At 28.9% G+C, this 26252-nt stretch carries 26 protein-coding genes and 1 other RNA gene; 24 read left to right on the top strand and 3 right to left on the bottom strand.

What is annotated here, in order from left to right:
• Positions 1-41 precede the first annotated feature (41 nt).
• From ftsY to T369_RS0100215, 10 genes are all read left to right on the top strand, one after another.
• Positions 42-1100 carry a signal recognition particle-docking protein FtsY gene (gene ftsY, locus T369_RS0100170; RefSeq protein WP_031550099.1) on the top strand — a complete coding sequence of 353 codons (1059 nt, stop codon included), beginning with the start codon at positions 42-44 and terminating at the stop codon, positions 1098-1100.
• Positions 1101-1246: 146 nt separating this feature from the next.
• Entirely contained in the window at positions 1247-1750 is a 504-nt protein-coding gene (locus T369_RS0100175; protein WP_031550102.1) for a PTS sugar transporter subunit IIA, read from the top strand.
• A 39-nt stretch (positions 1751-1789) separates the two neighbouring features.
• On the top strand, positions 1790-3229 hold the full coding sequence (locus T369_RS0100180; RefSeq protein WP_031550104.1) for a tetratricopeptide repeat protein: 1440 nt from the start codon (positions 1790-1792) through the stop codon (positions 3227-3229).
• Between the two features lie 11 nt (positions 3230-3240).
• On the top strand, positions 3241-3441 hold the full coding sequence (locus T369_RS0100185; protein WP_031550106.1) for a YqgQ family protein: 201 nt from the start codon (positions 3241-3243) through the stop codon (positions 3439-3441).
• A 9-nt stretch (positions 3442-3450) separates the two neighbouring features.
• Positions 3451-3732, top strand: coding sequence for a DUF1507 family protein (locus T369_RS0100190; protein ID WP_006364416.1), 282 nt, complete (start codon positions 3451-3453; stop codon positions 3730-3732).
• A 2-nt stretch (positions 3733-3734) separates the two neighbouring features.
• Positions 3735-4940: an FtsW/RodA/SpoVE family cell cycle protein gene (locus T369_RS0100195; RefSeq protein ID WP_031550108.1), complete on the top strand. Its 1206-nt coding sequence runs from the start codon at positions 3735-3737 to the stop codon at positions 4938-4940.
• A 151-nt stretch (positions 4941-5091) separates the two neighbouring features.
• Complete coding sequence (gene queA, locus T369_RS0100200; protein WP_031550110.1) at positions 5092-6120, top strand: tRNA preQ1(34) S-adenosylmethionine ribosyltransferase-isomerase QueA; 1029 nt, start codon at positions 5092-5094, stop codon at positions 6118-6120.
• A 22-nt stretch (positions 6121-6142) separates the two neighbouring features.
• Positions 6143-7297, top strand: a complete 1155-nt coding sequence (tgt, locus tag T369_RS0100205; protein WP_031550112.1) for a tRNA guanosine(34) transglycosylase Tgt — start codon at positions 6143-6145, stop codon at positions 7295-7297.
• Positions 7298-7372: 75 nt separating this feature from the next.
• Positions 7373-7636, top strand: a complete 264-nt coding sequence (gene yajC / locus T369_RS0100210; protein ID WP_006364412.1) for a preprotein translocase subunit YajC — start codon at positions 7373-7375, stop codon at positions 7634-7636.
• A 380-nt stretch (positions 7637-8016) separates the two neighbouring features.
• Positions 8017-10461, top strand: coding sequence for a YSIRK-type signal peptide-containing protein (locus T369_RS0100215; protein WP_051618943.1), 2445 nt, complete (start codon positions 8017-8019; stop codon positions 10459-10461).
• Between the two features lie 214 nt (positions 10462-10675).
• On the opposite strand, the gene T369_RS0100220 is transcribed toward T369_RS0100215, so the two are convergent.
• Together T369_RS0100220 and glyA are read right to left on the bottom strand one after the other, a co-directional pair.
• Positions 10676-11146 carry an S-ribosylhomocysteine lyase gene (locus T369_RS0100220; RefSeq protein ID WP_031550116.1) on the bottom strand — a complete coding sequence of 157 codons (471 nt, stop codon included), beginning with the start codon at positions 11144-11146 and terminating at the stop codon, positions 10676-10678.
• Between the two features lie 205 nt (positions 11147-11351).
• A complete protein-coding gene (gene glyA, locus T369_RS0100225) occupies positions 11352-12569 on the bottom strand; it encodes a serine hydroxymethyltransferase (protein ID WP_031550118.1) in 1218 nt (405 codons plus the stop codon).
• A 271-nt stretch (positions 12570-12840) separates the two neighbouring features.
• Between glyA and T369_RS0100230 the strand changes: the two genes are divergently transcribed.
• The 6 genes from T369_RS0100230 to murB all read left to right on the top strand — a co-directional run bounded on the left by T369_RS0100230 (position 12841) and on the right by murB (position 20125).
• Positions 12841-13791: a ribose-phosphate diphosphokinase gene (locus T369_RS0100230; protein WP_031550119.1), complete on the top strand. Its 951-nt coding sequence runs from the start codon at positions 12841-12843 to the stop codon at positions 13789-13791.
• Positions 13792-13876: 85 nt separating this feature from the next.
• Positions 13877-14434 (top strand): aminoacyl-tRNA hydrolase, encoded by a 558-nt coding sequence (gene pth, locus T369_RS0100235; protein ID WP_031550120.1) that lies wholly within the window; start codon positions 13877-13879, stop codon positions 14432-14434.
• Positions 14435-14514: 80 nt separating this feature from the next.
• The gene (gene mfd, locus T369_RS0100240) at positions 14515-18066 is read left to right on the top strand and encodes a transcription-repair coupling factor (protein WP_031550122.1); all 3552 of its coding nucleotides are present in this window, start codon (positions 14515-14517) and stop codon (positions 18064-18066) included.
• The gene (locus T369_RS0100245) at positions 18059-18625 is read left to right on the top strand and encodes a DNA-3-methyladenine glycosylase I (protein WP_031550124.1); all 567 of its coding nucleotides are present in this window, start codon (positions 18059-18061) and stop codon (positions 18623-18625) included. The genes mfd and T369_RS0100245 overlap by 8 nt, the downstream gene beginning before the upstream one ends.
• An 83-nt stretch (positions 18626-18708) precedes the next feature.
• A complete protein-coding gene (locus T369_RS0100250) occupies positions 18709-19230 on the top strand; it encodes a GrpB family protein (RefSeq protein ID WP_031550126.1) in 522 nt (173 codons plus the stop codon).
• A complete protein-coding gene (gene murB, locus T369_RS0100255; RefSeq protein ID WP_031550129.1) occupies positions 19223-20125 on the top strand; it encodes a UDP-N-acetylmuramate dehydrogenase in 903 nt (300 codons plus the stop codon). The genes T369_RS0100250 and murB overlap by 8 nt, the downstream gene beginning before the upstream one ends.
• Before the next feature lie 39 nt (positions 20126-20164).
• Here murB and T369_RS0100260 read toward each other — a convergent pair whose 3' ends face one another.
• Positions 20165-21412: a replication-associated recombination protein A gene (locus T369_RS0100260; protein WP_031550143.1), complete on the bottom strand. Its 1248-nt coding sequence runs from the start codon at positions 21410-21412 to the stop codon at positions 20165-20167.
• A gap of 191 nt (positions 21413-21603) precedes the next feature.
• On the opposite strand from T369_RS0100260, the gene ssrA reads away from it, so the two are divergent.
• From ssrA to T369_RS0100295, 8 genes are all read left to right on the top strand, one after another.
• Positions 21604-21961: a transfer-messenger RNA gene (gene ssrA, locus T369_RS09055) on the top strand.
• A 142-nt stretch (positions 21962-22103) separates the two neighbouring features.
• Entirely contained in the window at positions 22104-22349 is a 246-nt protein-coding gene (locus tag T369_RS0100265; RefSeq protein ID WP_031550147.1) for a hypothetical protein, read from the top strand.
• Between the two features lie 139 nt (positions 22350-22488).
• Positions 22489-23208, top strand: a complete 720-nt coding sequence (locus T369_RS0100270; protein WP_031550151.1) for an MBL fold metallo-hydrolase — start codon at positions 22489-22491, stop codon at positions 23206-23208.
• A gap of 4 nt (positions 23209-23212) precedes the next feature.
• A complete protein-coding gene (locus T369_RS0100275) occupies positions 23213-23839 on the top strand; it encodes an NfeD family protein (RefSeq protein WP_031550155.1) in 627 nt (208 codons plus the stop codon).
• A 16-nt stretch (positions 23840-23855) separates the two neighbouring features.
• Complete coding sequence (floA, locus tag T369_RS0100280) at positions 23856-24845, top strand: flotillin-like protein FloA (protein WP_006364397.1); 990 nt, start codon at positions 23856-23858, stop codon at positions 24843-24845.
• A 22-nt stretch (positions 24846-24867) separates the two neighbouring features.
• Positions 24868-25338, top strand: coding sequence for a crotonobetainyl-CoA--carnitine CoA-transferase (locus T369_RS0100285; RefSeq protein ID WP_031550169.1), 471 nt, complete (start codon positions 24868-24870; stop codon positions 25336-25338).
• A complete protein-coding gene (locus tag T369_RS0100290; protein ID WP_031550172.1) occupies positions 25338-25682 on the top strand; it encodes a hypothetical protein in 345 nt (114 codons plus the stop codon). Before T369_RS0100285 ends, T369_RS0100290 begins: the two co-directional genes overlap by 1 nt.
• Before the next feature lie 17 nt (positions 25683-25699).
• Positions 25700-26248: a hypothetical protein gene (locus tag T369_RS0100295; RefSeq protein ID WP_006364394.1), complete on the top strand. Its 549-nt coding sequence runs from the start codon at positions 25700-25702 to the stop codon at positions 26246-26248.
• Positions 26249-26252 lie beyond the last annotated feature (4 nt).

Below are 26252 nucleotides of genomic sequence, written 5' to 3' on the forward strand. Positions count from 1 at the left end.
CCTTTTTCTATGGAAAAATAAAGTGATGTAAGGAGTACATAATGGCAAGTTTTTTTGATAAATTAAAAGAAAAATTTTCGGCTAAAGAAGAGTTAAACACTGAATTAATTTCCCTTGATGAATATGAGGAGTTTGTCGAAAGTCAGTTTGTAACAGAGAAATTTAAAAAAGGTCTTAAAAAATCACGTGATAATTTTTCAAATGCACTTAATAACTTAATTAGTTCATATAGAGAAATTAATGAAGAATTTTTTGAGGATTTAGAAGAACTACTTATTCAGTCAGATGTAAGTTATAATACGGTATTGGAGTTAGTTGATTATTTAAAAGAAGAATCTCAACGTCAAAACTTAAAAGAACCTAGTGAACTTCAAGATATGATTATTGATAAATTAGTAGAAGTGTATATGGAGGGAACTGTTAAATCTGAATTAAATTATGCACCTGATAAAGAGTTATCAATATTCTTATTTGTTGGAGTAAATGGGGTAGGTAAAACAACTTCAATAGGTAAGTTAGCTCATAACTTAAAGAAAGAAGGGAAAAAAGTCCTTATAGCTGCTGGTGATACATTTAGAGCTGGTGCTATTGATCAATTAGATGTTTGGGCAAAAAGAAGTGGTGCTGATATTGTAAAATCACATGAAGGTGCTGATTCTGCCGCAATTATTTTTGATGCAATACAATCAGCAAAAGCTAAAGGATATGATGTACTATTATGTGATACAGCAGGGCGATTACAAAATAAAGATCATTTAATGAAAGAGCTTGAAAAAATAGTTCGAGTAATAAAAAGAGAAGTTCCAGAAGGTCCACATGAAGTATTGTTAACGATTGATGCTACAACAGGACAGAATGGTATTCTTCAGGCAAAAACATTTAAAGAAGTTAGTGATGTTACAGGAGTTATATTAACTAAGCTTGATGGTACTGCAAAAGGTGGTATAGTTATAGCAATTAAGAAGGAATTAGATATCCCAGTAAAACTAGTAGGATTAGGTGAAAATATTGATGATTTAGAAGTGTTTGATCCTGAACAATATATCTATGGATTATTCTATAAAGAAAAATCTGAAGAAGAAAAAAATAATGAAGTATAATATAAAAGTCGTAGATTTATCTGCGACTTTTTTTGTAAAGATATTTTTATATTAATATGTAATAATTTGAGAAAAATAATTGAAAAAAGCGTAATAAAAGTATATAATAGTAATATCAAGAAGGTATATATAAATGGAGGATTAAAATGGGATTTTTATCAAAATTATTTGGAAATAAAGAAGAAAAAGTAGAAGAGTTAGTACTTAAAGCTTATATGAAAGGGAAAGTAGTTGATATTACTGAAGTACCAGACCCAGTATTTGCTCAAAAAATGATGGGAGATGGATTTGCTATTATTCCTGAAGAAGGAACACTAGTATCACCTGTAGCTGGAGAAATCATTCAAGTATTCCCAACTAAACACGCATTTGGTATTAAATCAGGAGATATTGAATTACTTATTCACGTTGGATTAGAAACTGTAGCAATGAAAGGTGAAGGTTTCGATGTAAAAGTATCTGCTGGGGATAAAATTGAAGTAGGTCAAACATTACTAACTTATGATTTAGAATTAGTAAAAGAAAAAGCTAAGGATATTATTACTCCTTGTGTTGTTACAAATATGGATGCAATAGAAAGTATCAATGTTTTAAAACTTAATGAAAATGTAGACTTTTCACAAGAAGTAGCAAATTTAAAACTTAAATAGACTTTCGTCTATTTAAGTTTTAAATATTAGTATGAAATTATGAATGACAAGAAATTTTGGAAGATAATTTATCTTTATATTACAAAGTATAGGTACAGTATTTTATACTATAGACCTGAAAAAAAAGATGTTTGGCTTATTAATGAAGATAATGAAATAATAAGATTTATTTATAGCGAATACTTTAGATCAACAGAAATAGATAGTGTTATATCAAACATAATTAGAAATGATGAACGCTTGAAAAAAATGTTTAAACTAAATAGTTTGAAGATAAAAGTTCTATGTGTTTCCCCAGAATTTGACGATATAGTTCTTGACTATAAAAAATATAGAATATCTAGTAAATTGTTTATTGAAAGATTTTTATATAATGATAAAAACAAGAAAATTTTTGTTCAAGAAAAAGATTTACAATTTATTGATGAGACTCCTGATACTGAAAGATATAAAACTAGAGTTATAGAGTTATATAAAAGAAATACAGTAAATAGGAGTGTATTTAATTTAAAATACAATATTTTAACTGGAATATATTTACTATTCTTTATATTACATTATTTTTTACTTTATGTAACTCATGGTGAAAAATCAATTTATAAATATTTAGAATATAGATATCAAAATATCATAAGTGGACAGTTTTATAGAGTTTTTACAAGTGCATTTGTAATAGATGATATAAAAAGCCTTGGATTGATTGTCCTTATAACTGCGGTATGTTCAGTATTGTTGAACAAATCATTAAATTTATTAAATTCGGTAATTACGATTTTAGTAGTATCACTAATACTTAATTTATTCCTAATAATAGGATTCTCTGTTGATGTTAATATAGCAGTAGTTTCTTATTTTGGGGCATTAGGTTCTTTATTTATTAGTCAACTAAGTGAGAAAAATGACAATAAGAAGTTTATGTATGTAAGTGCAATATCAATAGTATATATAGCCTGTATGGTTGCGCTGTTTAGAATATCAATAGTTTTAAGTCTTTTAGCATTTATAATAGGGGTATTTATACAGCTAGCACTAATGAAAAAACGTAATCTCTATATAATACTAGCAAGTGCTTTAGGTATTTGCATTTTAGGGCTTGGCTTAAATTTAGCAGGCGTAAATACAAAGAATGCAATAAATAATTATAGATTAGGAAGAATAGAAAAGAGATTGCAAAATACTTATACAGATGAGCAAATTTTTAGTCTAGAAAAAGAACTTGATTCAAAAAACAGGTCAGCACTGACTTACTATGAATTAGGTATGATAAAAATGTCTCAATCATCTGTTCAAGATGCCAAGAAAGTTTTTAATGAAGGTAAAGATTTCGATAATACTTTTGCACCATTTTATTACAATCTAAGTCTTATAGAGCGTCAAGGTGGTAATTATAATAGTGCTAAAGAGTATGCTCAAAAAGCTTATGAACTAAATAAAATTGATAAATATAAAAACTTAGTGGATGAGTTAAGTAAATATTAAGGGTGAAGATTATGCAAACTTTTTATGATTTACAACAATTTTTAAAATCTTTTGGTATATTAATATACATGAAAGATAGAAAACATACGTTAAGTATGGTAGAATATGAAGTAAGAGAATTAAGACGACTAGAATTAATTTCTAAAGAAGAATTTCTAAGAGCTATGGTAATAATTAAACATGAAATTAATCTGGAACTAGTAGAAGGGTAGGAGATAAGAATGGACAACAGTCTTATATTTTTGAAAGTTCGAAAAAGAATAGAAGAAGATGTTATGAAAATTGAAGAAATGATATTAGCATGTTTATCAATAAAAGGTGATAAAAAATGCCCGTTATACCAAGACGTAATTGATACGCAAATATATGGTTTATCTAAGGAGATAAATTTGGCGGTAGAAATCGGATGTATGACTAATGAAGCAGGAAAAGAAATCCTTGCAGAGTTAGAAGAAAAAGCAAGCTTAATCTATTCTACTGACTTACAGAGTAAAGTGAACTAATAATGGTATATAGAAAAGCATTAAAATCAGTAAAACATGAAAAAAGACATACTAAGTTAGATATTACCAATACACTAGTGTTGTTAGTTTTACTAACATTAAGTTGTATAATGGTTTATAGTGCTAGTATGATAGGAAATAAGTATGGAATTTTTACATCTTCAGTTCCAGTTGAAACTACTTATTTTTTAAAACGACAAGCAATATGGGCTGTATTATCATTTATAACATTTATATTTATCTCTGTTGCAATTCCATTTGAAGTTTTTAGAGATAAAAACATTCTACAATATGGATTTTTTGCAATGGTTATATTATTAGTTATTCCATTTGCATCTTCATCAATTAACGGTGCTAGATCATGGATAAGGTTAGGAGCTCTTAGTTTCCAGCCGTCTACATTGGCACAATTATTTATTATAATATACATGGCGTTCATATTAGAAACCAGAAAAGATAAACTTAGAAAAGTTTGTACAAGTAATGAATTAATAAATATTTTCTGGATTCCGTTATTTTTAATAGCGATAATTTTCTTCCAGAATGATACAGGTATGATGTTAATCACGTTATCAGTAGTAGGAATTATGACACTATGTTCTAATATGCATTTTAAAAATATAAAAAGATTGCTAACTTTAGCAGTTATGGCAATAGTTATTGTTGTTGCTTTACTTTTTGTAAAAAGTGCGTTTTCTAGTGGTTCTTCATATAGAACAAATCGTATAAAAGTATTCTTAAATCCATTCTCAGAAGATTTAAGTGCAGCAGCTGATCAAGTTATAAACTCTTATATTGCTTTTGGTAATGGTGGATTATTTGGTAGAGGGTTAGGAAACTCGATACAAAAACTAGGATACTTGCCAGAGGCGCATACAGACTTTATCTTAGCTATTATAGCTGAAGAGCTAGGTCTTGTAGGAGTATTATTCGTAATAGGGCTTTTAACAGCGCTTATATGTCGCGTTATTATTGCAGGAACGAAATCGCGCAATACGTTTGCTGCTATGTATTGTATAGGATTTGCTAGCTTATTAGTTGTTCAATCAGTAGTAAATATTGGTGGGGTTACAGCTTCTATACCAATGACGGGGGTTCCTTTACCATTTGTAAGTAATGGGGGAAGTTCGATGTTTATATTGAGTATAGGATTAGGGATAGCAACTAATGTATTAGCTCATGTGAAATATATAAGAGGAAATAAATAAAAGATTTTAGAGAGGTATTCTTCATTTATTGAAGGTATCTCTTTTTTATTATAATAAAGCATAGAAAATATTAATAAAATTCAACTGTTAACTTGCTAAGTTTTGATATTCAAGCTATAATATTAAAGGTAACTTTTAAAGGAGATTATAAATGAAATTAGAAGAATTTGACTTTTATTTACCTGAGGAACTTATAGCTCAAACACCTTTGTTAAAAAGAGATACTAGTAAGTTGCTTACGATAAATAGAAAAGAAAATACATATGAGCATAAAGTATTCTCTGATATTATTGATTATTTCAATCCAGGAGATACTTTAGTTTTAAATAATACTAGAGTTATGCCAGCACGTTTATATGGGCAAAAAAAAGATACAGGAGCTGCTATAGAGGTACTGCTCTTAAAAAATAAAGAACATAATATGTGGGAATGCTTAGTAAAACCTGCTAAAAGAATAAAAGTAGGAAGTATTGTATCATTTGGTGACGGTATTATGGAGGCTGAATGTGTTAAAGTTCTTGACGATGGCTTTAGATATTTTGAATTCAAGTATGAAGGAATTTTCCAAGAGCGTTTAGATGAATTAGGAACAATGCCCTTACCACCATATATTAAAGAAAGACTAACTGATAAAGAACGTTATCAAACAGTTTATTCAAAAGAAGTAGGAAGCTCTGCTGCTCCAACAGCCGGATTACATTTTACAAATGAATTATTAGATAAAATAAAACAAAAAGGTGTTAATATAGTATATCTTACTCTTCATGTTGGATTAGGTACATTTAGACCAGTTTCTGTTGAAAATATAGAAGATCATGATATGCATTCTGAATATTATACGCTTGATGAAGAAACTGCTAATGTTATAAATGAAACTAAGAAGAATGGTGGAAGAGTATTTTCTGTAGGTACGACTTCTACAAGAACATTAGAGACAATTGCAAGAGATAATGATGGGGAAATAGTTTCTGTATCGGGTTGGACAAATATTTTTATTTATCCAGGTTTTGAATTTAAATGTGTAGATGGTTTAATAACAAACTTCCATCTACCAAAATCATCATTAATAATGTTAGTGAGTGCTTTTTATAATAGAGAAAAAGTACTAGAACTATATAAAATTGCAGTAGAAAATAAATATAGATTCTTCAGTTTTGGAGACGCAATGATAATAATTTAGTAAAAGAAAGGAAAAATTTTATATGAGAGATGTAAAAGAAAATGCAGTATGGTATGAACATATAAAAACTTGTAAGCAATCTGGTGCAAGATTAGGAATTGTTCATACGCCGCATGGTAGTTTTGAGACACCAGTATTTATGCCTGTTGGAACTCAAGCGACTGTTAAAACAATGTCACCAGAAGAAGTAAAAGCTATGGGGGCAGATATAATCTTATCAAACACTTACCATTTATGGTTACGTCCAGGAGAAAAGATAGTAGAAAAAGCTGGTGGATTGCACAAATTTATGAATTGGAATGGAAGCATCCTAACTGATTCGGGAGGATTCCAAGTATTCTCTTTAAGTGATTTTAGAAAAATTGAAGAAGAGGGTGTGCATTTTAAAAACCACCTTTCAGGAGAAAAATTATTTTTATCACCAGAAAAAGCAATGCACATTCAAAATTCATTAGGTTCAGATATTATGATGGCATTCGATGAATGTCCTGATTTTAACCATGATTATAAATATATTCGTCAATCTGTAGAAAGAACTAGTCGTTGGGCTGAAAGATGTTTAGAGGCTCATAAAAATCCAAAAACACAAAGTATCTTTGGGATAGTTCAAGGAGCAGGATACAATGATTTACGTGAACAAAGTGCTAAAGATTTAGTAAGTATGGACTTTCCAGGTTACGCTATAGGTGGATTATCCGTTGGAGAACCGAAACATGAGATGTACAGAGTTTTAGAGCATGTAACGCCATTATTACCAGCAAACAAAGCTAGATATTTAATGGGAGTAGGTTCACCGGATGCCTTATTCGAAGGGGTATTAAGAGGTATTGATATGTTTGACTGTGTATTACCTACTCGTATAGCACGTAACGGAACATGTATGACATCAGAAGGACGTGTTGTAATTAAAAATGCTAAATACGCAGAAGACTTTACTCCATTAGACCCTGAGTGTTCTTGTTATTGTTGTAAAAATTATACAAGGGCTTATCTTCGCCATCTATTTAAGGCAGATGAAGTATTTGGAGCTCGTTTAGCAACAACTCATAATATTCATTTCTTAATCAATATGATGAAAAATATACGTCAAGCAATAATGGAAGATAGATTATTAGATTATAAAGAAGAATTCTTTGAAAAATATGGATTAAACAAAGAAAATCCTAAAAATTTCTAATAAATTATTTAAAACGGTTTATTTTTTAGCTAGTATATAGTAGAATTAATATTATAGAATTATAGGAGGTAGAATATGCAAGCACAATACATTAATATATTAATGATAGTATTTCTTTTTGGATTCATGTACTTCATGATTATTAGACCACAATCTAAAAGAAATAAAGAATTAAAACTTCTTCAAGACTCTTTAAAAGAAGGAGATAGAATAGTAACTTTTGCAGGGATTTATGGTGATATCGTAGAAGTAGGAACTGTAACTGTAAAAGTAAGAATAGCACCAAAAGTAGAAATCGAATTAGATAGAAACGCAATTCGTAGCTTAGCGACTAAATAATAAAAGGCAGATTGAAATTTTTCAATCTGCTTTTTTAAATTTTTTTAAAAAAATTAGAGAGTTTTTATAAATCCATTAGAAGAGAATTATTTTAGAATTTTAATATACTAAAAATTAAGTTAAAATTAAGTTTTAAGTAAATTTATAGTCTATTAGAGATAAATAAAGTATTTTATATATATTGAATAAAAGTTTTTTTGAAAAAAACATATCATCTTCTTCTTTATAATGAAAATATATTTCAAAAATTAGTTTGTAAAATATTATGTATTTATGTATAATAAGAAAAGTTATTTATAAAAATGTAAAAATATAATATGTATAAATAACTATTTGTTGAAATTGAATAAAAATAGAAGATAAAAATCAAGGAGAAATATATGTTCAAAAAAGATAGAATTATGAAGTACTCAATCAAAAAATTTACAGTAGGAATTGCCTCTGTAGCTATTGGGTCTATACTTTTCTTAGGGTCTAATGCGCAAGCCAGCGATAAAGTAGAGGAAAATAAAACAGAAGTAGCTACTACAGTAAACAATGCTCAGCCAACGACTGCTGCTGTTCCTACAAATAAAGTAGAAGTGAATAAACAACAAAATACTAACGAAAATAGCTTAACTACAAATTCTAATAATACAGTAGAGAAAAAAGTAGAAGCAGTTCAACCAGCTAATACTAATAAAAAAGAAGAAGTAACTAAGAAAGATACTACGGTTACTAAAGAAGTAGAATCTAATAAAAAAGAAAGAACAACAGCATCTGGACTAAATGTATTAGATAAACGTACTACAGATAGTAGTAATATTAAAGACTTATTAACTAATATCATTAAGAAAAATGAAGAAGAGAATGCTAAACAAGCTACAAATAAGGTAGAAGTAGAAGCTGAGAATGTTGAAAAAGGTGTTCAAATTATTTCTAAATTAACGCCCGAATATGCAGAAGCAATCTCTAAAGGATATATTGGTTTAGAAGGTGGAAAGTATGATAATTTACTTTATAAAAATGCTGTTTTAAATCCAGATGCAGACGATGATGGAGATGGTATTTTAAATAAAGATGAATTATATATTTATAAAAAAGATGGTAAAACATATTTAGGATATAATGTACACCCAAAACTTGCTGATACTGATGGAGATGGTATTGCAGATAATGAAGATAAAGATAAACTACTTTGGAATGTATCAGCTCGTGATATGGCAATGTTTATGAGTTTAGTTTATGAAAATGATAATAATATAGAAAATATATTAACAAAAGATCTTCCTGAAGGAGCATTAAAATCTAATCTACATAAAATGATGAATAATGAATTAGCCCCATTCTGGTCTCTTAAGAAAACATATCACCAAGACAATGGATTAGATGCTGCATTATTCGAAACAAAAAATAATCTTCCATTTTTAAATGGAGAAAAAATTCAAGTTTTAGCTATAGCGGGAACTAACGTAACACAAGCAGGTGACTTAAAAGCTGATGCTGCATTAGTATTAGGAAATGAATCAAACGAAAGTATAGCAACATTAGACTTATTAAATTCATTAAGAAACGATAAAAGTATAACTAATCTATATATTACTGGACATTCACTAGGTGGATATCTGACTTTACGTGCAACTGCTGAAGCAAGACAAAAGAATTTTGAAGCCTATAGAGGAAGCTATACGTTTAATGCTCCAAGAATCTACACTGGATTATTTAATTTCTTCGGTGGAGGTAAGATGGGGAAAGCTAGTGATTTAACTGATAAAATGACATTAAATCATGAAATAACAAACTACGTAACTAATAACGATAATGTAGTTCCTAAATTTTTACAAACTAAGCATAATATAAATATTGGAAATAGCTTTGGAGCACACGCAAATAGTTCTTACTTTGAGAAACGAATGGATAATCACAAAGACTTTAACTTTGGGAAACGTCAAGGAATGAGTGGAGTTGGTTATATTGATCCATTACAGAAAAAATTAAAACTAGTATCAGCAGAGAAGGGTACTCTAAGTGCTACATTCTTACCTACATTGGTTGATAATAAACCACTATCAGTAATGTTTGGAAATAGTGTCACTGATAGCGAAATTTTAAGACGTGTTGATACTTCAAAACTTCCAGTTAATGTTAAATTATCAATTGTATCTAAAGATGATTTACTATCTGGGTTAGGTTCAAAACAAGCGGTAGTTAAAGTTTTATATTTAGATGATAATACTACAAATAATATAACTGTACCTATTTTAGTAAATGAAGCAAATAAATTACAGTTAACATCTGTAGTAAATGCAGCAACAAAATTAGTTAATGCATCAGTAGATTTAAATGGAAAAAATGAAGCTTCAGTTAAATCTTATACACAAAATAAAGAAGAAATCTTAAAAGTTCTAAATGAAGCAAATAGCTTGTTAGAAAATAAATTAGCATTCCAAAATACAGTAAATGAAATTACTAATAAATTAGCTAATCTTGGAATTAATTTAATTGATAGTAGATTGGTCTTAGGAGATACAGTAACTACTGTTCCAACTGATAATAACGAAACAAACTCTACTGTAAAAGAAGAAGCAACTAAACCAGTAGAAGGAAACAAGCAAGATCAACAAAATTCACACGAAGGAACTACAAAGCCTGTGGAAGATAAAAAAACTGAACAAACAAATACTCAAGATGAAAAAGCAAAACAAGCTGAAGAAAGAAGAAAAAAAAGATATAGAAAACGTGTTAAAAGATCTGAATTAGCTGAAACAAAAGTTAGTGATAGTAATAAATTATCAGATGTTCTAGCAACAATATTAATTAGAAGAGGATATGGAGATTTACTATAAGATATAGTAAGTATTATGAAGGAAATATAACTATTGAAGAGGTTGTATTGTAAGGAAATTAAGAAAGTACCTTACATAAAGAAATTATAAAATTTCGATTTTCAAAAAAAGAAATAATATATGTAAATATGAAAATAAAACCTCTGATATTACGGAGAAGTTTATAAAGTTAAAAATAACACCTAGTATATATGAACTAGGTGTTATTTTTATATTATTTACTAAATACATTCTTCCATTCACTGCGTTTGTCAAGGAATTTTTTCGCTTCTTTTTTCGCTCCTTCTAACGAGTGAGAGGCTGCCCATCCACATTGAACTTCATTACATGCTGGAACTTCTGTTGCAACTAGAACATCTTCTAGAGTTTTTGCAAGAGCTTCTTCAACACTTTCATAACTATCATTATTAATTACAGATAAATAAAATCCTGTTTGACATCCCATTGGACCGAAGTCAAGAACATTATCAAGATGATTTCTAATAAGTTCAGCAATTAGGTGTTCAAGCGAGTGAAGACTAGGCATTTCTAAGTGCTCTTTATTAGGTTGACAAAATCTAATATCGTATTTATAAATTTCATCCCCATTTTCTCCTGAATATACACCAACTAATCTAATATATGGTGCAACAACTTTTGTATGATCTAAGTTAAAGCTTTCTACATTCATTTTTTTCTCAGTCATTGATATACCTCAATTCTTTAAATTAAATTATTTATTCATATTATACTATATTTAATTGAAATATAAAAGAAGAAGAAAATATTTCTATCGAACTATTACACTGTGACGATAAGCGGAAAAGTAAATTAAATTTTTAGAGATTTTCTGTAATAGCGAAAAAGCAATAAAGAAAACAAAATTAACTTTATTGCTTTTTAAAAAAATATTATCTAAACTCTTTTCTATTTTTAGAAACTAATGTATTAACACGTGATTTTGCAGTAGGCAAGTATTCTTCACCTTGTTTTAATAAATCGCAAATAATATTTGTAATTTCTACAAAATCTTCTTCAATATATCCTTTAGTAGTCATGGCAGCAGCACCAAGTCGAAGACCACTAGTTTTCATTGGAGGTAAAGTGTCAAAAGGAATTCCGTTTTTATTACATGTAATTTGCGCTTTACTTAGTATGTTACTGGCATCATGTCCAGTAACATTATATGTAGTATAAGTATCAATAAGGCATAGGTGATTATCCGTTCCATTACTTATTACAGGAATATTATTTTCTTTAAATGTTTTTACCATAGCTTGCATATTTTTTAATACTTGTTCTTGGTAAATTTTAAATTCAGGTTTTAGAGCTTCACCAAAACAAATAGCTTTTGCAGCTACAATATGTTCTAGTGGGCCACCTTGAGCACCGGGGAAAATCATTTTATTGATTTTAGTAGCGATTATCTCATTGTTAGTTAGGATAATACCTCCACGCGGACCTCTTAGAGTTTTATGAGTTGTTGATGTCACCACATCAGCATAAGGTAGGGGATTCGGATGATATCCTGCAGCAACTAATCCAGCAATATGCGCCATATCAACCATTAGATATGCATCAACTTCATCTGCAATTTCTCTAAATTTAGCAAAATCAATGATTCTAGAATAAGCACTAGCTCCAGCTATAATCATTTTAGGTTTATATTCTCTAGCAAGTCGTAAAACTTCATTGTAGTCTATAGTGTGCGTATCTTTTGTTACACCGTATGAAACAGCGTTAAAAAGCTTTCCAGAGAAGTTAACTTTACTTCCATGTGTCAAGTGTCCGCCGGCATCCATACTCATACCTAATACAGTATCACCAGGCGTAAGTAAAGCCATATACACAGCAATATTTGCACTAGAACCAGAGTGTGCTTGGACGTTAACAAATTTTGCATCAAATAGTTCTTTTAATCTATCGATAGCAATACTTTCTATTTCATCAACTACTTCACAACCATCATAATATCTTTTTCCAGGATACCCTTCAGCGTATTTATTTGTTAAAATACTTCCAGAAGCTTTTAATATATCTTCTGAAACGAAGTTTTCACTGGCGATAAGTTCTATATTTGTGTCTTGTCTATGCTTTTCTTTTTTAATAAGTTCAAAAATTTTATCCATAAAACCCACTCCTTAAATTATAATTTAGAGAAAAAGTAAAGTTTGATTTAATAATTCTCATTTTGTATATAATATCATAGATATAATATTAAAACAAAATAAAAGATAAATTTATAATATAGTGAAGTTATATAAAAAATAAGAAAAAAATTTTTACATATTTATTGACACTTTAGTGTACATAGTAGATATTTACAACGTTTTATGCTATAATTATTAACGGAATACACATGTATTACTATCGAACCAAATTTTAAGGAGAAAATTTAATATGCTTGTAGATAAACCATTAAAGCTGTTTTCATTAAATGCTAATATCCCGTTAGCTAAAGAAGTAGCAAAATCATTAGGTGTAGAACTTAGCAAATGTAGCGTTAAAAAGTTCAGTGATGGCGAAGTTTCTATCAATATAGAGGAAAGTGTTCGTGGATGCGAAGTTTTCGTAATTCAATCAACTAGTGATCCAGTTAATGACAATTTAATGACTTTATTAATTATGATTGATGCATTAAGACGTGCATCTGTAGATACAATTAACGTAGTTATCCCTTACTATGGATATGCTCGTCAAGATAGAAAAGCAAGAAGCCGTGAGCCAATTACTGCTAAACTAATTGCTAACTTATTACAAGTTGCAGGTGCAGATAGAATAATTGCACTTGATCTTCACGCACTTCAAATTCAAGGATTCTTTGATATACCAGTAGATCATTTAATGGCAGCACCTATTATTGCGAACTACTTTAAAAACAAAATTCCTGATATGGAAGATGTAGTAGTTGTTTCACCAGACCATGGTGGTGTTACACGTGCGAGAAAATTAGCAGATGCGTTAAATACGCCAATCGCTATTATCGATAAGAGAAGACCAAAACCAAATGTAGCCGAAGTAATGAATATTGTTGGTAACATTGAAGGGAAAACTTGTATTCTTATCGACGACATAATCGACACAGCAGGAACAATAACTCTTGGAGCAAAAGCTCTTAAAGAAAGAGGAGCGAAAGAAGTTTACGCTAGTTGCTCACATGCTGTATTAAGTGGACAAGCATTAGAAAGAATTGAAGAATCTCCAATTAAAGAATTAGTTTACGCTAATACTATTCATATCCCAGAGGAGAAAAAATTAGATAAAATGGTTCCATTATGTGTAGGAGATCTAATAGCTAAAGCTATCTATAGAATTCACCACAATGAGCCAGTAAGTGTTCTATTTGAGTAATACTTAAAATTAATATATTATATAAGAAGGCAGCGAGGTCGTTGCCTTCTGTTTATATTCGATAGTAAAGGAAAAGAGGAATTAAATGAAACTAATAGTAGGGTTAGGTAATCCCGGTAAGCAATATGAGAATACTAGACATAACATAGGTTTTATGATTCTTGATGAATTAGCAAAATCATGGGGTGTAAGTTTTGATAAAAATAAGTTTAATGCTGAGTATGCTATGACACACTATAATGGGGAAAAATATATATTAGTTAAACCAACTACATATATGAACCTATCTGGTGAAGCATTAAGAAAGTTTTACGATTATTTTGAGATAGATATTGACGATATTTTAGTAATATATGATGATTTAGATACAAAAACTGCAAACTTCAAGTTAAAAGCAAAAGGAAGTAGTGGAGGACATAATGGTATTAAGAGTATTATTAGTCATCTTGGAACAGAGAAGTTCAATCGTTTAAAAATTGGAATAGATAGACCAACTCCACCGATGAAAGTAGTTGACTATGTACTTGGTCGCTTTTCGAAAGATGAAATGGCTGAAATCGAAAAAATATATTCAAAGAGTATTAATTGTATCGAAGACTTTTCAAAAATGAACTTCGTGGAATTAATGAATAAATATAATTAATATGGACAATGCAGCGAATAAACTAATACTATCTAGTAGAGGTTTATTCCTGCTATTTGTCGTTGGAAAGAGGAGGTATCATGTTAAAAGAAACTCTATTAAATATAGTTGATTTAAATTTTGATAAAAAATTAAAAAATATAGGAGTTTTTGGGCAAAATATTACTACACGTGCTTTAGAAATCTATAATGAATTTAAGAAAAATAATAAAATCACTACAGTATTTACACAAAACAAGGCAGAAGCAGAAGAATTATTTTCTATTATATGCGAATTTGAAGAAGAGACATATATATATCCTGAAATAGATATATTAAAACGATATACTACAAAAAGTAATGATTTAATGCAAAACTCAATAAAAGTTTTAGAAAATATTGTATCTAAAACACCTAGTATTATAATTATTCCAATTGAAGCTATTTATAGAACTGTAAAAAATCCTAAAGACTTTAAAGATAATAGTTTTGAGATTAATTTAGATACGGAAATTAGTTTTAATGACTTACAAAAGAAACTTGTAAATATGGGATATAAAAAGGTTGAGAGTGTTGATGTAGTAGGTGAGTTTTCTAAACGAGGAAGTATTGTTGATATTTTCAGCCCGTTAAGTGAAAAACCAGTTAGATTAGACTTTTTTGATGATGAGCTTGACAGTATAAGACTATTTGATGAAAGTACTCAGAAGTCATTAAAAAAAGTAGATAAGATAGAAATATATCCTACAAGTGACTTTTTCTTAACTAATGAGGAAAAAGATGTAGTTGTAGAAAAATTACAAGAAAAACTTAATGATGAAAAACTCAAGGAATTAGAAAATTATCAAGATATTAATCAGTATTTAAAGGAAAAGATTGAATTATATCATGCTACAGGTGACTTTAGTAGTCTAGAGAGTTTTTCTAATTTAATATATAAATCACCATTTAGTATAATTGATTATCTTGATGAGAATACAATTATTTTCTTTGATAATTACCATAAAATATTGGAGAAAATAGAAGGGCTTCGAGAATATTTCTTAACTAATTTGCAGGAGATTAATAGAAATTATATATTCCAAGAAGTAATTGATAGTCACGCTTTTGAAAAACTTCAAAATATAAATACCGTTAAGTACTATTTATCAACGTTAAAATTAAATGAAAAAATAATAGAAAAAAACTATAATTTAGATATTAGAGATTTAGCATATTATTCTAGTGAAGAATTTTTAGCAAAAGAAATAAGAGAAAAATTAAATGAAAATTATAAGGTGCTTATTTCTCTGAATACTCAAAAACAAAAAGATTATGTAGAGAAAATACTGTTTGATAATTATTTTTATGATGATATTTACTATGGTATTAAAGAAGGGAAAATATTTATTGATATCAATAAATTCCGTTTAAAAGGATTTGAAGATAAGAAAAATAAAATATTTTTATTAACACCTAGAGAACTATTTACAAAAGAAGAGCGAAAAAAACGTCGTTTAAATTTTAAATATACTAACTCTGAAAAAATTAGAAATTATCAAGAATTAAATGTAGGTGACTATATTGTTCACGTTAGTCATGGTATTGGTTTATACGAAGGAATTGAAAATGTAGAAGTAGGAGGAGTATATAAAGACTTTTTAAAAATAGTTTATGACGGTGGAGATATTATTTATGTTGATATAAATAATATGAACTATATTCAAAAATACACTGCTTCTACAGATAACAGAAAACCTGCTTTAAATAAGCTTGGTACTAAAAAATGGCAACAGGTTAAAAATAAAGTTCGCCGAGAAATTGAAGATATTTCAGAAGATTTAATTAAGTTATATATAAAAAGAGAACTTAGTTCAGGGTATGCATATAGCCAAGATGGAAGTATGCAGTATGAATTTGAAGCGGACTTTCCATTTGTTCCAACAGATGATCAATTGAAAGCTACAGAAGAGATTAAACGAGATATGGAAAAAGAGCGTCCGATGGATCGTTTATTGTGTGGAGATGTAGGTTTTGGTAAAACAGAAGTGGCTATGCGTGTTGCCTTTAAAGCAGTTATGGATGGTAAGCAAGTAGCCGTACTTGTGCCAACTACTCTTTTAGCTGAACAACACTATGATAATTTTGTTAGTCGTTTTGAAAATTTCCCTATTAACATAGAAGTAGTTAGTAGGTTCAATACAGCTAAGGATATTACCAATATATGTAAACGTCTTAAAGAAGGTAAAATCGATATTATGATTGGGACACATAAACTACTAAATGATAAGTTTGTGTACAATGATTTAGGTTTACTAATAATTGATGAGGAACAGCGTTTTGGTGTTAAACATAAGGAAAAAATTAAACATCTAAAAAATACAGTAGATGTCTTAACACTAAGTGCAACACCAATTCCTAGAACGTTGCATATGAGTTTAATAGGAATTAGAGATTTATCAGTAATTGAAACACCACCTAAAGAGCGTCAGCCTATTCAAACATTTGTGACTTCACAAAATAATATGGTAATTAAAGAAGCGGTAATGAATGAAGTAGCTCGTGGAGGTCAAGTATTTTATGTATACAATAAGGTAGAAAGTATAGATGAAAAATATTTAGAACTAAAAAAACTTTTACCAGATGTAAATATAGCTTATGCTCATGGAAGAATGACACAACGTGAATTAGAAAATATTATGACGGATGTTATTGATAGAAAATACGATATGTTGATTACAACAACAATTATAGAAACAGGAATAGATATATCTAATGTTAATACACTTATTGTTGAAGATGCGGATAAATTCGGGCTTAGTCAGCTTTATCAACTAAGAGGTCGTGTAGGTCGTAGTAGTCGAGAAGCATATGCATATTTAATGTATAAACCATTCAAGTCGTTAACAGAAAACTCGGAAAAAAGATTATCTGCGATAAAAAACTTCACTACATTAGGAAGTGGATTTAAAATTGCAATGCAAGATTTGTCAATTCGTGGAGCTGGTGATGTATTAGGAGGTAGACAGCATGGGTTTATTGATTCAGTTGGATACACTCTGTACTCACAAATGTTGGAACAAGAAATACAAGCTAAAAAAGGTGTTTTAGAACCTATACTAGAAAAAGACAAAACTCAAGATATATCATACTACGAAAATATTATTAAAGAAGTAGCTCCAAAACTAACTAAAGATGTTTTTGAAGTAGAAGAAGAAACTTTAGAAATTAAGTTAAATGTTGATGCATTTATTCCAAAAGACTATATCAGCAGTGATGCGGATAAAATTGACTTTTATAAGAGATTCAATAATGCTACAACGGATGAGGAAATAGATATTATTGTAGAAGATTTAATTGATAGATTTTCTGATTTTGGACAAGAAGTTAATAATTTAGTAGATATTTGTTATTTAAAAGTTATGGCCAAAAATACACAAGTAGAAAGTGTTAAAGAGCTGGCCAATAAGGTAGTTGTTAGTTTCGATAAAACTATACTTTCAAGGTTGAAAGGTAAAGAATTATTCGCAGCATTAACACCACATAAAGATGTTAGAATAGTTGCTAAAGATGGATTCTACTTAGAAATAGATAAAAAAGAAAAATATAGTATTAGAAGAATACGTGATATGATCGCTATTGTAAATGAAAATATGGAGGAAGTTGATGAATAAAGTGAGATGTTCATGGGCAAAAGGTGAATTAGATATAGCATATCACGATACAGAGTGGGGAAGAAAAACTCATGATGAACGAGAATTGTTTGAGTACCTAATTTTAGAAGGAATGCAAGCAGGATTAAGCTGGTCATTAATTTTAAAGAAAAGAGAGAACTTTAAAAGAGCCTTTGATAATTTTGATTATAATATTTGTGCTAATTATAGTGATGAATACTTAGAATCATTACGTAGTGATAAAGGTATTATAAGAAATAAATTAAAAATATATGGTGTAAGAAAGAATGCTAAAGCTTTTATAAAAATACAAGAAGAATTTGGATCGTTCGATAAATATATATGGAATTTTACAAACTATAAAACTATAAATTTAAATCATAAAACTTCTTCAGATGTCCCAAGCAAAACCGAATTGTTAGATGCTATTAGTAAAGATATGAAAAAGCGAGGATTTACCTTTGTAGGCAGTACAATTATTTATAGCTACATGCAAGCAATTGGTATGATAAATGATCATACTATAGATTGTTTTTGTCATAAAGAATGTTGTGAATAAATAGAATACTATAAATACTTTACTTTATAACGAATAACGTCTATAATATAAAAGATATTTAATTTAATGATTGGATTTTTTAAATGAATAAGAGAACAATTAAAATTGAAAAGATTATTAATATAAATGAGTATGTTAATACTTTTGAGAATGAAATAAAGAAAATACAAGAAATTCCTAAAATGCCTAATTGTGAATTTACCCATATTGGTGCTACAAGTAAAGAAGGATTATATGGAGAAAAAATATTAGATATTCTTGTCGTTGTAGAGAACTTACATGAAATAACAACATTTGATGAAAAAAGACTTAATAATATTAATTATCATAGAATTGCTCATAATGGAACAAAAGGTATAATCAAGTATGCAAGATTAACAGATTATTTTTCAATGAGTTATGATGTGGTATTGTATATTGTTCAAAGAGGGACTGATATTCATCAAGATTTCTTGAAATTCAAGGAAGTATTTAATAACGAAAATTTAATAAAAGAATACAATAAATTTAAAAGTGAAAACTGTGATAGTTCTTACAAGGAGTATTCACTTAATAAATTAGAATTTATAAACAAAATGATAAAGAGGATTGAGGAAGATGTCTAAAGTAGAAGCTATAAAAAATATTTTAAAAAATAGTGATGTTTTAGAGAATGAAGCTCTAAAACAATATAGTTATACAAAAACAGGAGGAAATGCTGATATACTAGTAAGAGTAAAATCAGAAGAAGATTTCCAAAACATTATCAAGTACAGTAATGATAATAATATAGATTTAACTATACTAGGTAATGGTTCTAACGTTTTAATTTCAGATGCTGGTATTAGAGGAATTGTAGTAATTACAAGTGAATTAAACGATATTACTTTATCTGAAGATAATGTACTAACTTGTTATGCAGGAACAACTTTAGAAGAATTAGCTGATTTTTGTATAGAAAATAGTTTAACAAATCTTGAATTTTCATGTGGTATACCTGGAAGTGTAGGTGGAGCAATATTTATGAATGCTGGTGCCTATGGTGGAGAAATGAAAGATGTTGTTCAAAAAGTAGAAGTATTTACTAGAAGTGGTGAAAAGAAAACATATACAAATGAGGAAATGCAATTTTCATACCGTCATTCAGTAATACAAGAAACAAAAGAAATTATCTCAAAAGTTTATTTTGAAATGGATAAAGGTAATAAAGAAGAAATAGTTGCTAAAGTAGAAGACTTAAATAAACAACGTTCAGATAAACAACCTTTAGAGTATCCTTCATGTGGTTCAGTGTTCAAAAGACCAGAAGGTTACTTTGCTGGCAAATTAATTCAAGATGCTGGATTACAAGGTTTAACAGTAGGTGGAGCACAAGTTTCTAAAAAACATGCTGGTTTTATGGTTAATGTTAACAATGCAACTTGTGAAGATTATAAAAATCTAATTAAAAAAGTTCAAGAAAGAGTACTAGAAAACTCAGGTGTCGAGCTTGAATGTGAAGTTAAAATTCTAGGAGAATAATAAAAAAGTTAGTTACGCTTTTGTAACTAACTTTTTTTGTTATTTAGAATTGTCTACAAATTTTTTATATTGAGCAAGGTTTTGTTCGTTTTTATTATTTGTTTTTGGAGTATAGAATGCTCTTCCCACTAGATTATCAGGTAAATATTGTTGTTTTATATAACCACTTGGGTGACTGTGAGGGTACTTATACCCAACACCTCTATTAAGCTTATCAGCTCCGTAGTAATGACTATCACGAAGGTGATCAGGGATAACAAATTTAGGATTTGTTTTTATTTCACTAAGTGCAGAATCTATAGCCGTGATTGCAGTATTAGATTTTACTGAAAGAGCTAACTGTATTACTGCATTAGCTAATGGTATACGTGCTTCAGGTAGTCCGAGCATTTTTGCAGATTCTATAGCTGCATGTACAAAAGGACCAATATTAGGATTAGCTAGTCCAATATCTTCATAAGCAATTACACTCATACGACGATATATAGTATCTAAATCACCGCTATCAATAAGAAGAGCCAAGTAATAAAGGGATGCATCAACATCACTTCCTCTAATTGATTTTTGAAAAGCACTAATGATATCGTAAAAAGCATCGCCATCTTTATCATAGTTTTTAAAGTTTCCTAAAGATAGGCTTAAAAGTTTTTCTTTAGTTATATGTTCACCTTCATTAGAAAGATTGTATAAAATTTCAAATGTATTAAGTGAAAATCTTAGGTCTCCAGATGAATTTAATGCTATAGTTTTAAGTGCATCATCATCGATAGTTAGATTTTTAGGGAATATTTCATTATTTTTTGATATTTTTTTAAGATATTCATAAATATCATTTTCTGATACTTGTTTTAATTCAAATATTATTAATCTTGATCTAATTGCAGGATTAACAGTATGATAGGGATTATTCGTTGTACACCCTATAACATATATATTATCGTATTCTATTTCAGGTAGTAGAATATCTTGCATAGGTTTCGTAAGTCTATGAAATTCATCTAGTAATAAAATAACTTTTTTGAATCTTTTAGACTCCTCGATTACAGTAGTAAGATCTTTTTTAGTACAATTTACTGCATTTAATATTTTAAACTTATAATCTAGTTCATTCGCAAGTGCATTTGCAATTGATGTTTTTCCAGTACCAGGAGGTCCGTATAAAATAAAAGAAAACATTTTTTTGCTTGTAACTATTTTCGTTAATACTTTATTTTCTCCTATAAGATGATGTTGACCTATAATATCATCTATTTTTTTAGGACGTAGTCTATTAATAAGAGTTTCCATATAACCTCCACCGTAAAATTTATTCAGTACATAGATTATAACATATTTATGCTATACTTGGGAATTAAGATAACATCTTCAAGTAAAAGGTATAAAACACTAAATTTTTAGTATAAGAACAACTTTTAGAATTAATTGTAAAATTTTACATAATGATGAAAATATGATAAACTAAATAAATAATAAATTAAGGGGATGTTTAGGATTCGACAGGGATACTAGTCTTCTTAGTGGCATGTAGGAGGGTTGGCTCCTTTAACAACACATCAGTTAAATATAACTGGCGAAAATACAAATTACGCTTTAGCAGCTTAATAAGCTAAAGGCTGATTACTTTGTTTGACTGTGACAAAGCTAATCGGTTCATTAATTAGCAGTCTACGATTTTTCTCTTCCGTTTGTAGAGAAAAATAAGAGATTAATCAAACTCGTTTTTCATTGCCTGTTTATCGGCTTAAGTGAAAAATTAAATTTAATAGGTAAACTAAACATGTAGAAGCTAAGGGGAGGTATTTCTGGACGCGGGTTCAAATCCCGCCATCTCCATATCGATGCTAGAGTAGTAATACTCTAGTATTTTTTTTATAATTGGCATTAAAAAAGTATATTGTAATTGCTTGCATATATATATATATATATATATAGTATAATGAAGATGAAAAAAGAATAATTATTTTGGGAGGAGATAATTATGATGAAATTAATGTCAATATTTAAATTTGGGGATTTAGATAATCAAGATGAAGTCTATAAAGGTGGAGTACCTACTATACTTGTAGCGATAGGTAGACACTTGTGGTTAAGTGTTACTAATATTGTTAAAGCATTAGGGTATACTTTATATTTAGTAACTTGGTTAATCTATTTTATATTTGTATTAGTAGGAATAGGACTTTTAGGTTACTATATTTATCAAGTAGCAATGGCACTATTTTAAGTAATACATATTATAATAAAAACAGCTGTAATAGAGTCTACAAACACTCTTTTACAGCTGTTTTTTATAAAGAAAGCTAGTTTGTAAATAATTATTAATTATGCTATAATATACCTATAATCAAAAGGAAGTAAAATAAATGCTAATTAAATTTTCAGAAAATCTATATTATACAAAACAGCGTTATATGTATCTAGAACCTGCAATAGGTTATGTAAAAGGTAAATATTTTTCTGTTATGCTTGATGCAGGAAATGGACCTGAACAAGTTAAACAATTTCTTGATGAATTAAAAGAAAATGAATTACCATTACCTAGCTATATAATACTTACTCATCATCACTGGGATCACAGTTTTGGAGCAGGATATTTGGATATTCCGATTATATCAACGCAACGAGCAAGAGATGCCCTTGTTGAATTTTCTAATTTAAAATGGGATGATGAAAGTTTATACAAAAGAGTTGAAGAAGGTTCTGAAATTAAATATAGTGCGGATGTACTAAAAAAGGTTTATGAAAATCATGATATCAAAATAAGAATTCCTGATATGCCTAAAGTAGGTGATATTACTTTGAATTTAGGTGGGATAAAGTTGAATTGCATAGCTAGTGATAATTCACATTCTGATGATGCATTTTTAATTTATATAGCTGAGGAGAAAGTATTATTTTTAGGAGATAGCCATGCTAAAAATTATTATACTAAACCTATGAGCTACGATAAAGTTAAGCTTCGTGATTATATCGATAAGATAACGCAAATTGATTTTGAGTATGCTATCCCAGGTCATGGGAATATTTTTACAAGAGATGAATTGCTAACTTATTTAGAAAAAGAATATGCAAAAATGAGGTGATAAAATGACTGATTTATATTTATATCTCGATTGGATTCTTTTATTAATATTGTCGCTGGCATTTTGTCAACAGTTATTTTTTAAGAAATTTGGTTTCTTTGGAATAACGTCAATAATCAGTTTAGCGATATATATTGCCTTACATTCTTACAAAACAGGGATAAGTATTTTTGTATTCTTGCTATTTGTTGGTGGAGTATCTCTTATAGCACTAGAGATGTTTATACCTGGAGGTATAGTAGGAACTGTAGGGGTGATTACCTTAGTCTATGCAATCATATATGTAAATGAATCAACATATAATATTGCATTTATAATTATAATTTCATTTATGCTTTCAGTGGCTTTATTTTTATTCAATAGAAAAGTGCTAAATAAAAAATTAAACTTTTTAAATCAATTAGTTTTAAATGATGCAATTTCTACTGAAGATGGCTATGTTGCTAGTGAAAGTAGAAGTGATCTGGTAGGCAGTATTATGATGTCTTATACTGACCTTAGACCAGCCGGTGTAGCTGTATTAAACGAAGAAAAGTTTGATGTAGTTACTGATGGAGATTTTATAGAAAAAGGTAATAAAATTGAGGTTGTACGTGTAGAAGGTATGCGTATAGTAGTTAGAAAAATATAATTAAGGAGGAAATGATATGCCAGAATTAGTATTCTCAGGTATTACATTGGTTGTAGTATTAATACTTATTTCAGTATTCTTTACATTCTTCCCACTTGGATTATGGATTAGTGCTATTGCTGCTGGTGTAAAAGTTAGTATTTTTACATTAGTGGGTATGCGTTTAAGACGTGTTATTCCAAGTAGAGTTATTAATCCAATGATTAAAGCTCATAAAGCTGGATTAGATGTAAGTATCAACCAATTAGAAAGTCACTATTTAGCAGGAGGGAACGTAGACAGAGTTATTAACGCTCTTATTGCAGCTCATCGTGCTAATATAGTAAGTTTAACTTTTGAACGTTGTGCGGCTATCGACTTAGCTGGTCGTGATGTTCTTCAAGCGGTTCAAATGAGTGTAAATCCAAAAGTTATTGAAACTCCATACATTGCTGGGGTTGCAATCAACGGTATCGAAGTTAAAGCTAAAGCAAGAATCACAGTTCGTGCTAATATTGAACGTTTAGTAGGGGGAGCTGGAGAAGAGACAGTTATCGCCCGTGTAGGTGAAGGGATTGTTTCTACAATTGGTTCTTCTGAATCACATACAGTAGTATTAGAAAACCCAGATAGAATTTCTAAAACAATTTTAGATAAAGGATTAGATGCAGGTACTGCATTTGAAATTCTATCGATTGATATTCTTGATGTAGACATCGGCCAAAACATTGGTGCAAATCTACAAACTGAACAAGCAATTGCCGATAAAAATATCGCTCAAGCTAAAGCAGAGCAACGTCGTGCAATGGCTGTAGCTGCTGAACAAGAGATGAAAGCAAGAATCCAAGAAATGCGTGCTAAAGTAGTAGAAGCAGAGGCTGAATTACCACTTGCTATGGCAAAAGCATTCCAAGACGGAAATCTTGGTGTTATGGATTATATGAACTATAAAAACTTAGAAGCAGATACAGGAATGAGAGATTCAATTAAACGTATGTCTCAACCAGAAGCAGGAGAAAACAAATAATTAGATAAAAGGAGGATGTGAAATGTCATTTCTTATTTTCGCAGCACCAATAATATTTATCATAATTTTTGTTATCTTCATAGCAGTATTTTCTTCTGATAGCAAAAAATATAGAAGAAATCTAGATAATAATAAACAGATGCAACTAGATGAAGCCCGAGAAAATGCTTTGAAGGCAGTTGAAAAAATTAGAAGAAATAAAAATGAATCTAATTATTCTAATGGAACTTCTTCTACAGCAAGTTCTACGGTTAGAACATCAGTTCAAACTGTTTCTGAACAAAATAATCAATCTACTTTAAATACATACCAAGAATATTATAATAAACATTATAATAGAGGTACTAGTAAGTTTAGACAACAACGTAATTTTCAAAATATAAATAATAGTGCAGCAGGAGATACTCCAACTTTAGTTTTCTCAAAAGAAAATTTAGTGAGAGGTTTAATTGCTAAAGAATATTTAAATAAAAAATATGGTGGTAGAAAATAATGAGTACTTCAGCCATAATATTTATAATAATAACTGTAGCATCTTTTTTATTAGACAATAAGAAAAAGAAAAATCAGAAAAAAGATCCAGCTAAAACTATTAAAAAAACACCAAAGGTTAAGTTAGGGCCGATTAAAAAGCAAAATCAAAAGCAAGTTACTGAAACTGTGCATACTTATCAAAGACCACAGGCGAAAAAACAAAATTATGTAAGACAGACAACTAGAAAAATAGTAGATAGAGAACAAGAAATATACTCTAACTCGAAAATAGTAGATAAAGATAAAATTGTTAATGATATAATTTTTTCAGAAATATTATCGAAACCAAAAAGTAAGAGATAAATAATAGGAGGTATAAGATGAAAAAGACTTTTAACTATATAAGTTATTGCATTTATTCATTTATACCTCTTTATTTTGCTTTACTAGGTTATACTTTAGTAAGGCAAGATAACGAGGATGTAATTTTAGTTCTTATATTAATACTAAGTTCTATTTTTTCTTTGATAGCTTTAAGCAATACACGTCCAACTAATATTTTTGTATGTTCAAAAGAAGAAGTAGTAAAAACAAAAGGTATAGATTATATTTATTTAGTTTTAATGATAATATTGACTTTTCTAATTATTAATGAAAAGATAATATTTATATACAAAGTAGCGTTCTTATTAATAATATTTTTAATTTTATATAAAACTTCATTTAAATATAAAAGTTATACTTTAATAATATTAGGCTATCAAATGTATACAATTCGTGATAAAATAGTATATAGCAAAAAAACTGAAAGCGAATTATATAAGATATTAAAAAGTAAAAAATATCTTCAAATTATTGAGATAAACGATAATATATATATAGAAAATGAAAAATATACAATTACTAACTTTTATTGTAAAGATTTTTAAACTA

This window comes from Gemella sanguinis ATCC 700632 (genome assembly GCF_000701685.1).
GTDB classification, from domain to species: domain Bacteria; phylum Bacillota; class Bacilli; order Staphylococcales; family Gemellaceae; genus Gemella; species Gemella sanguinis.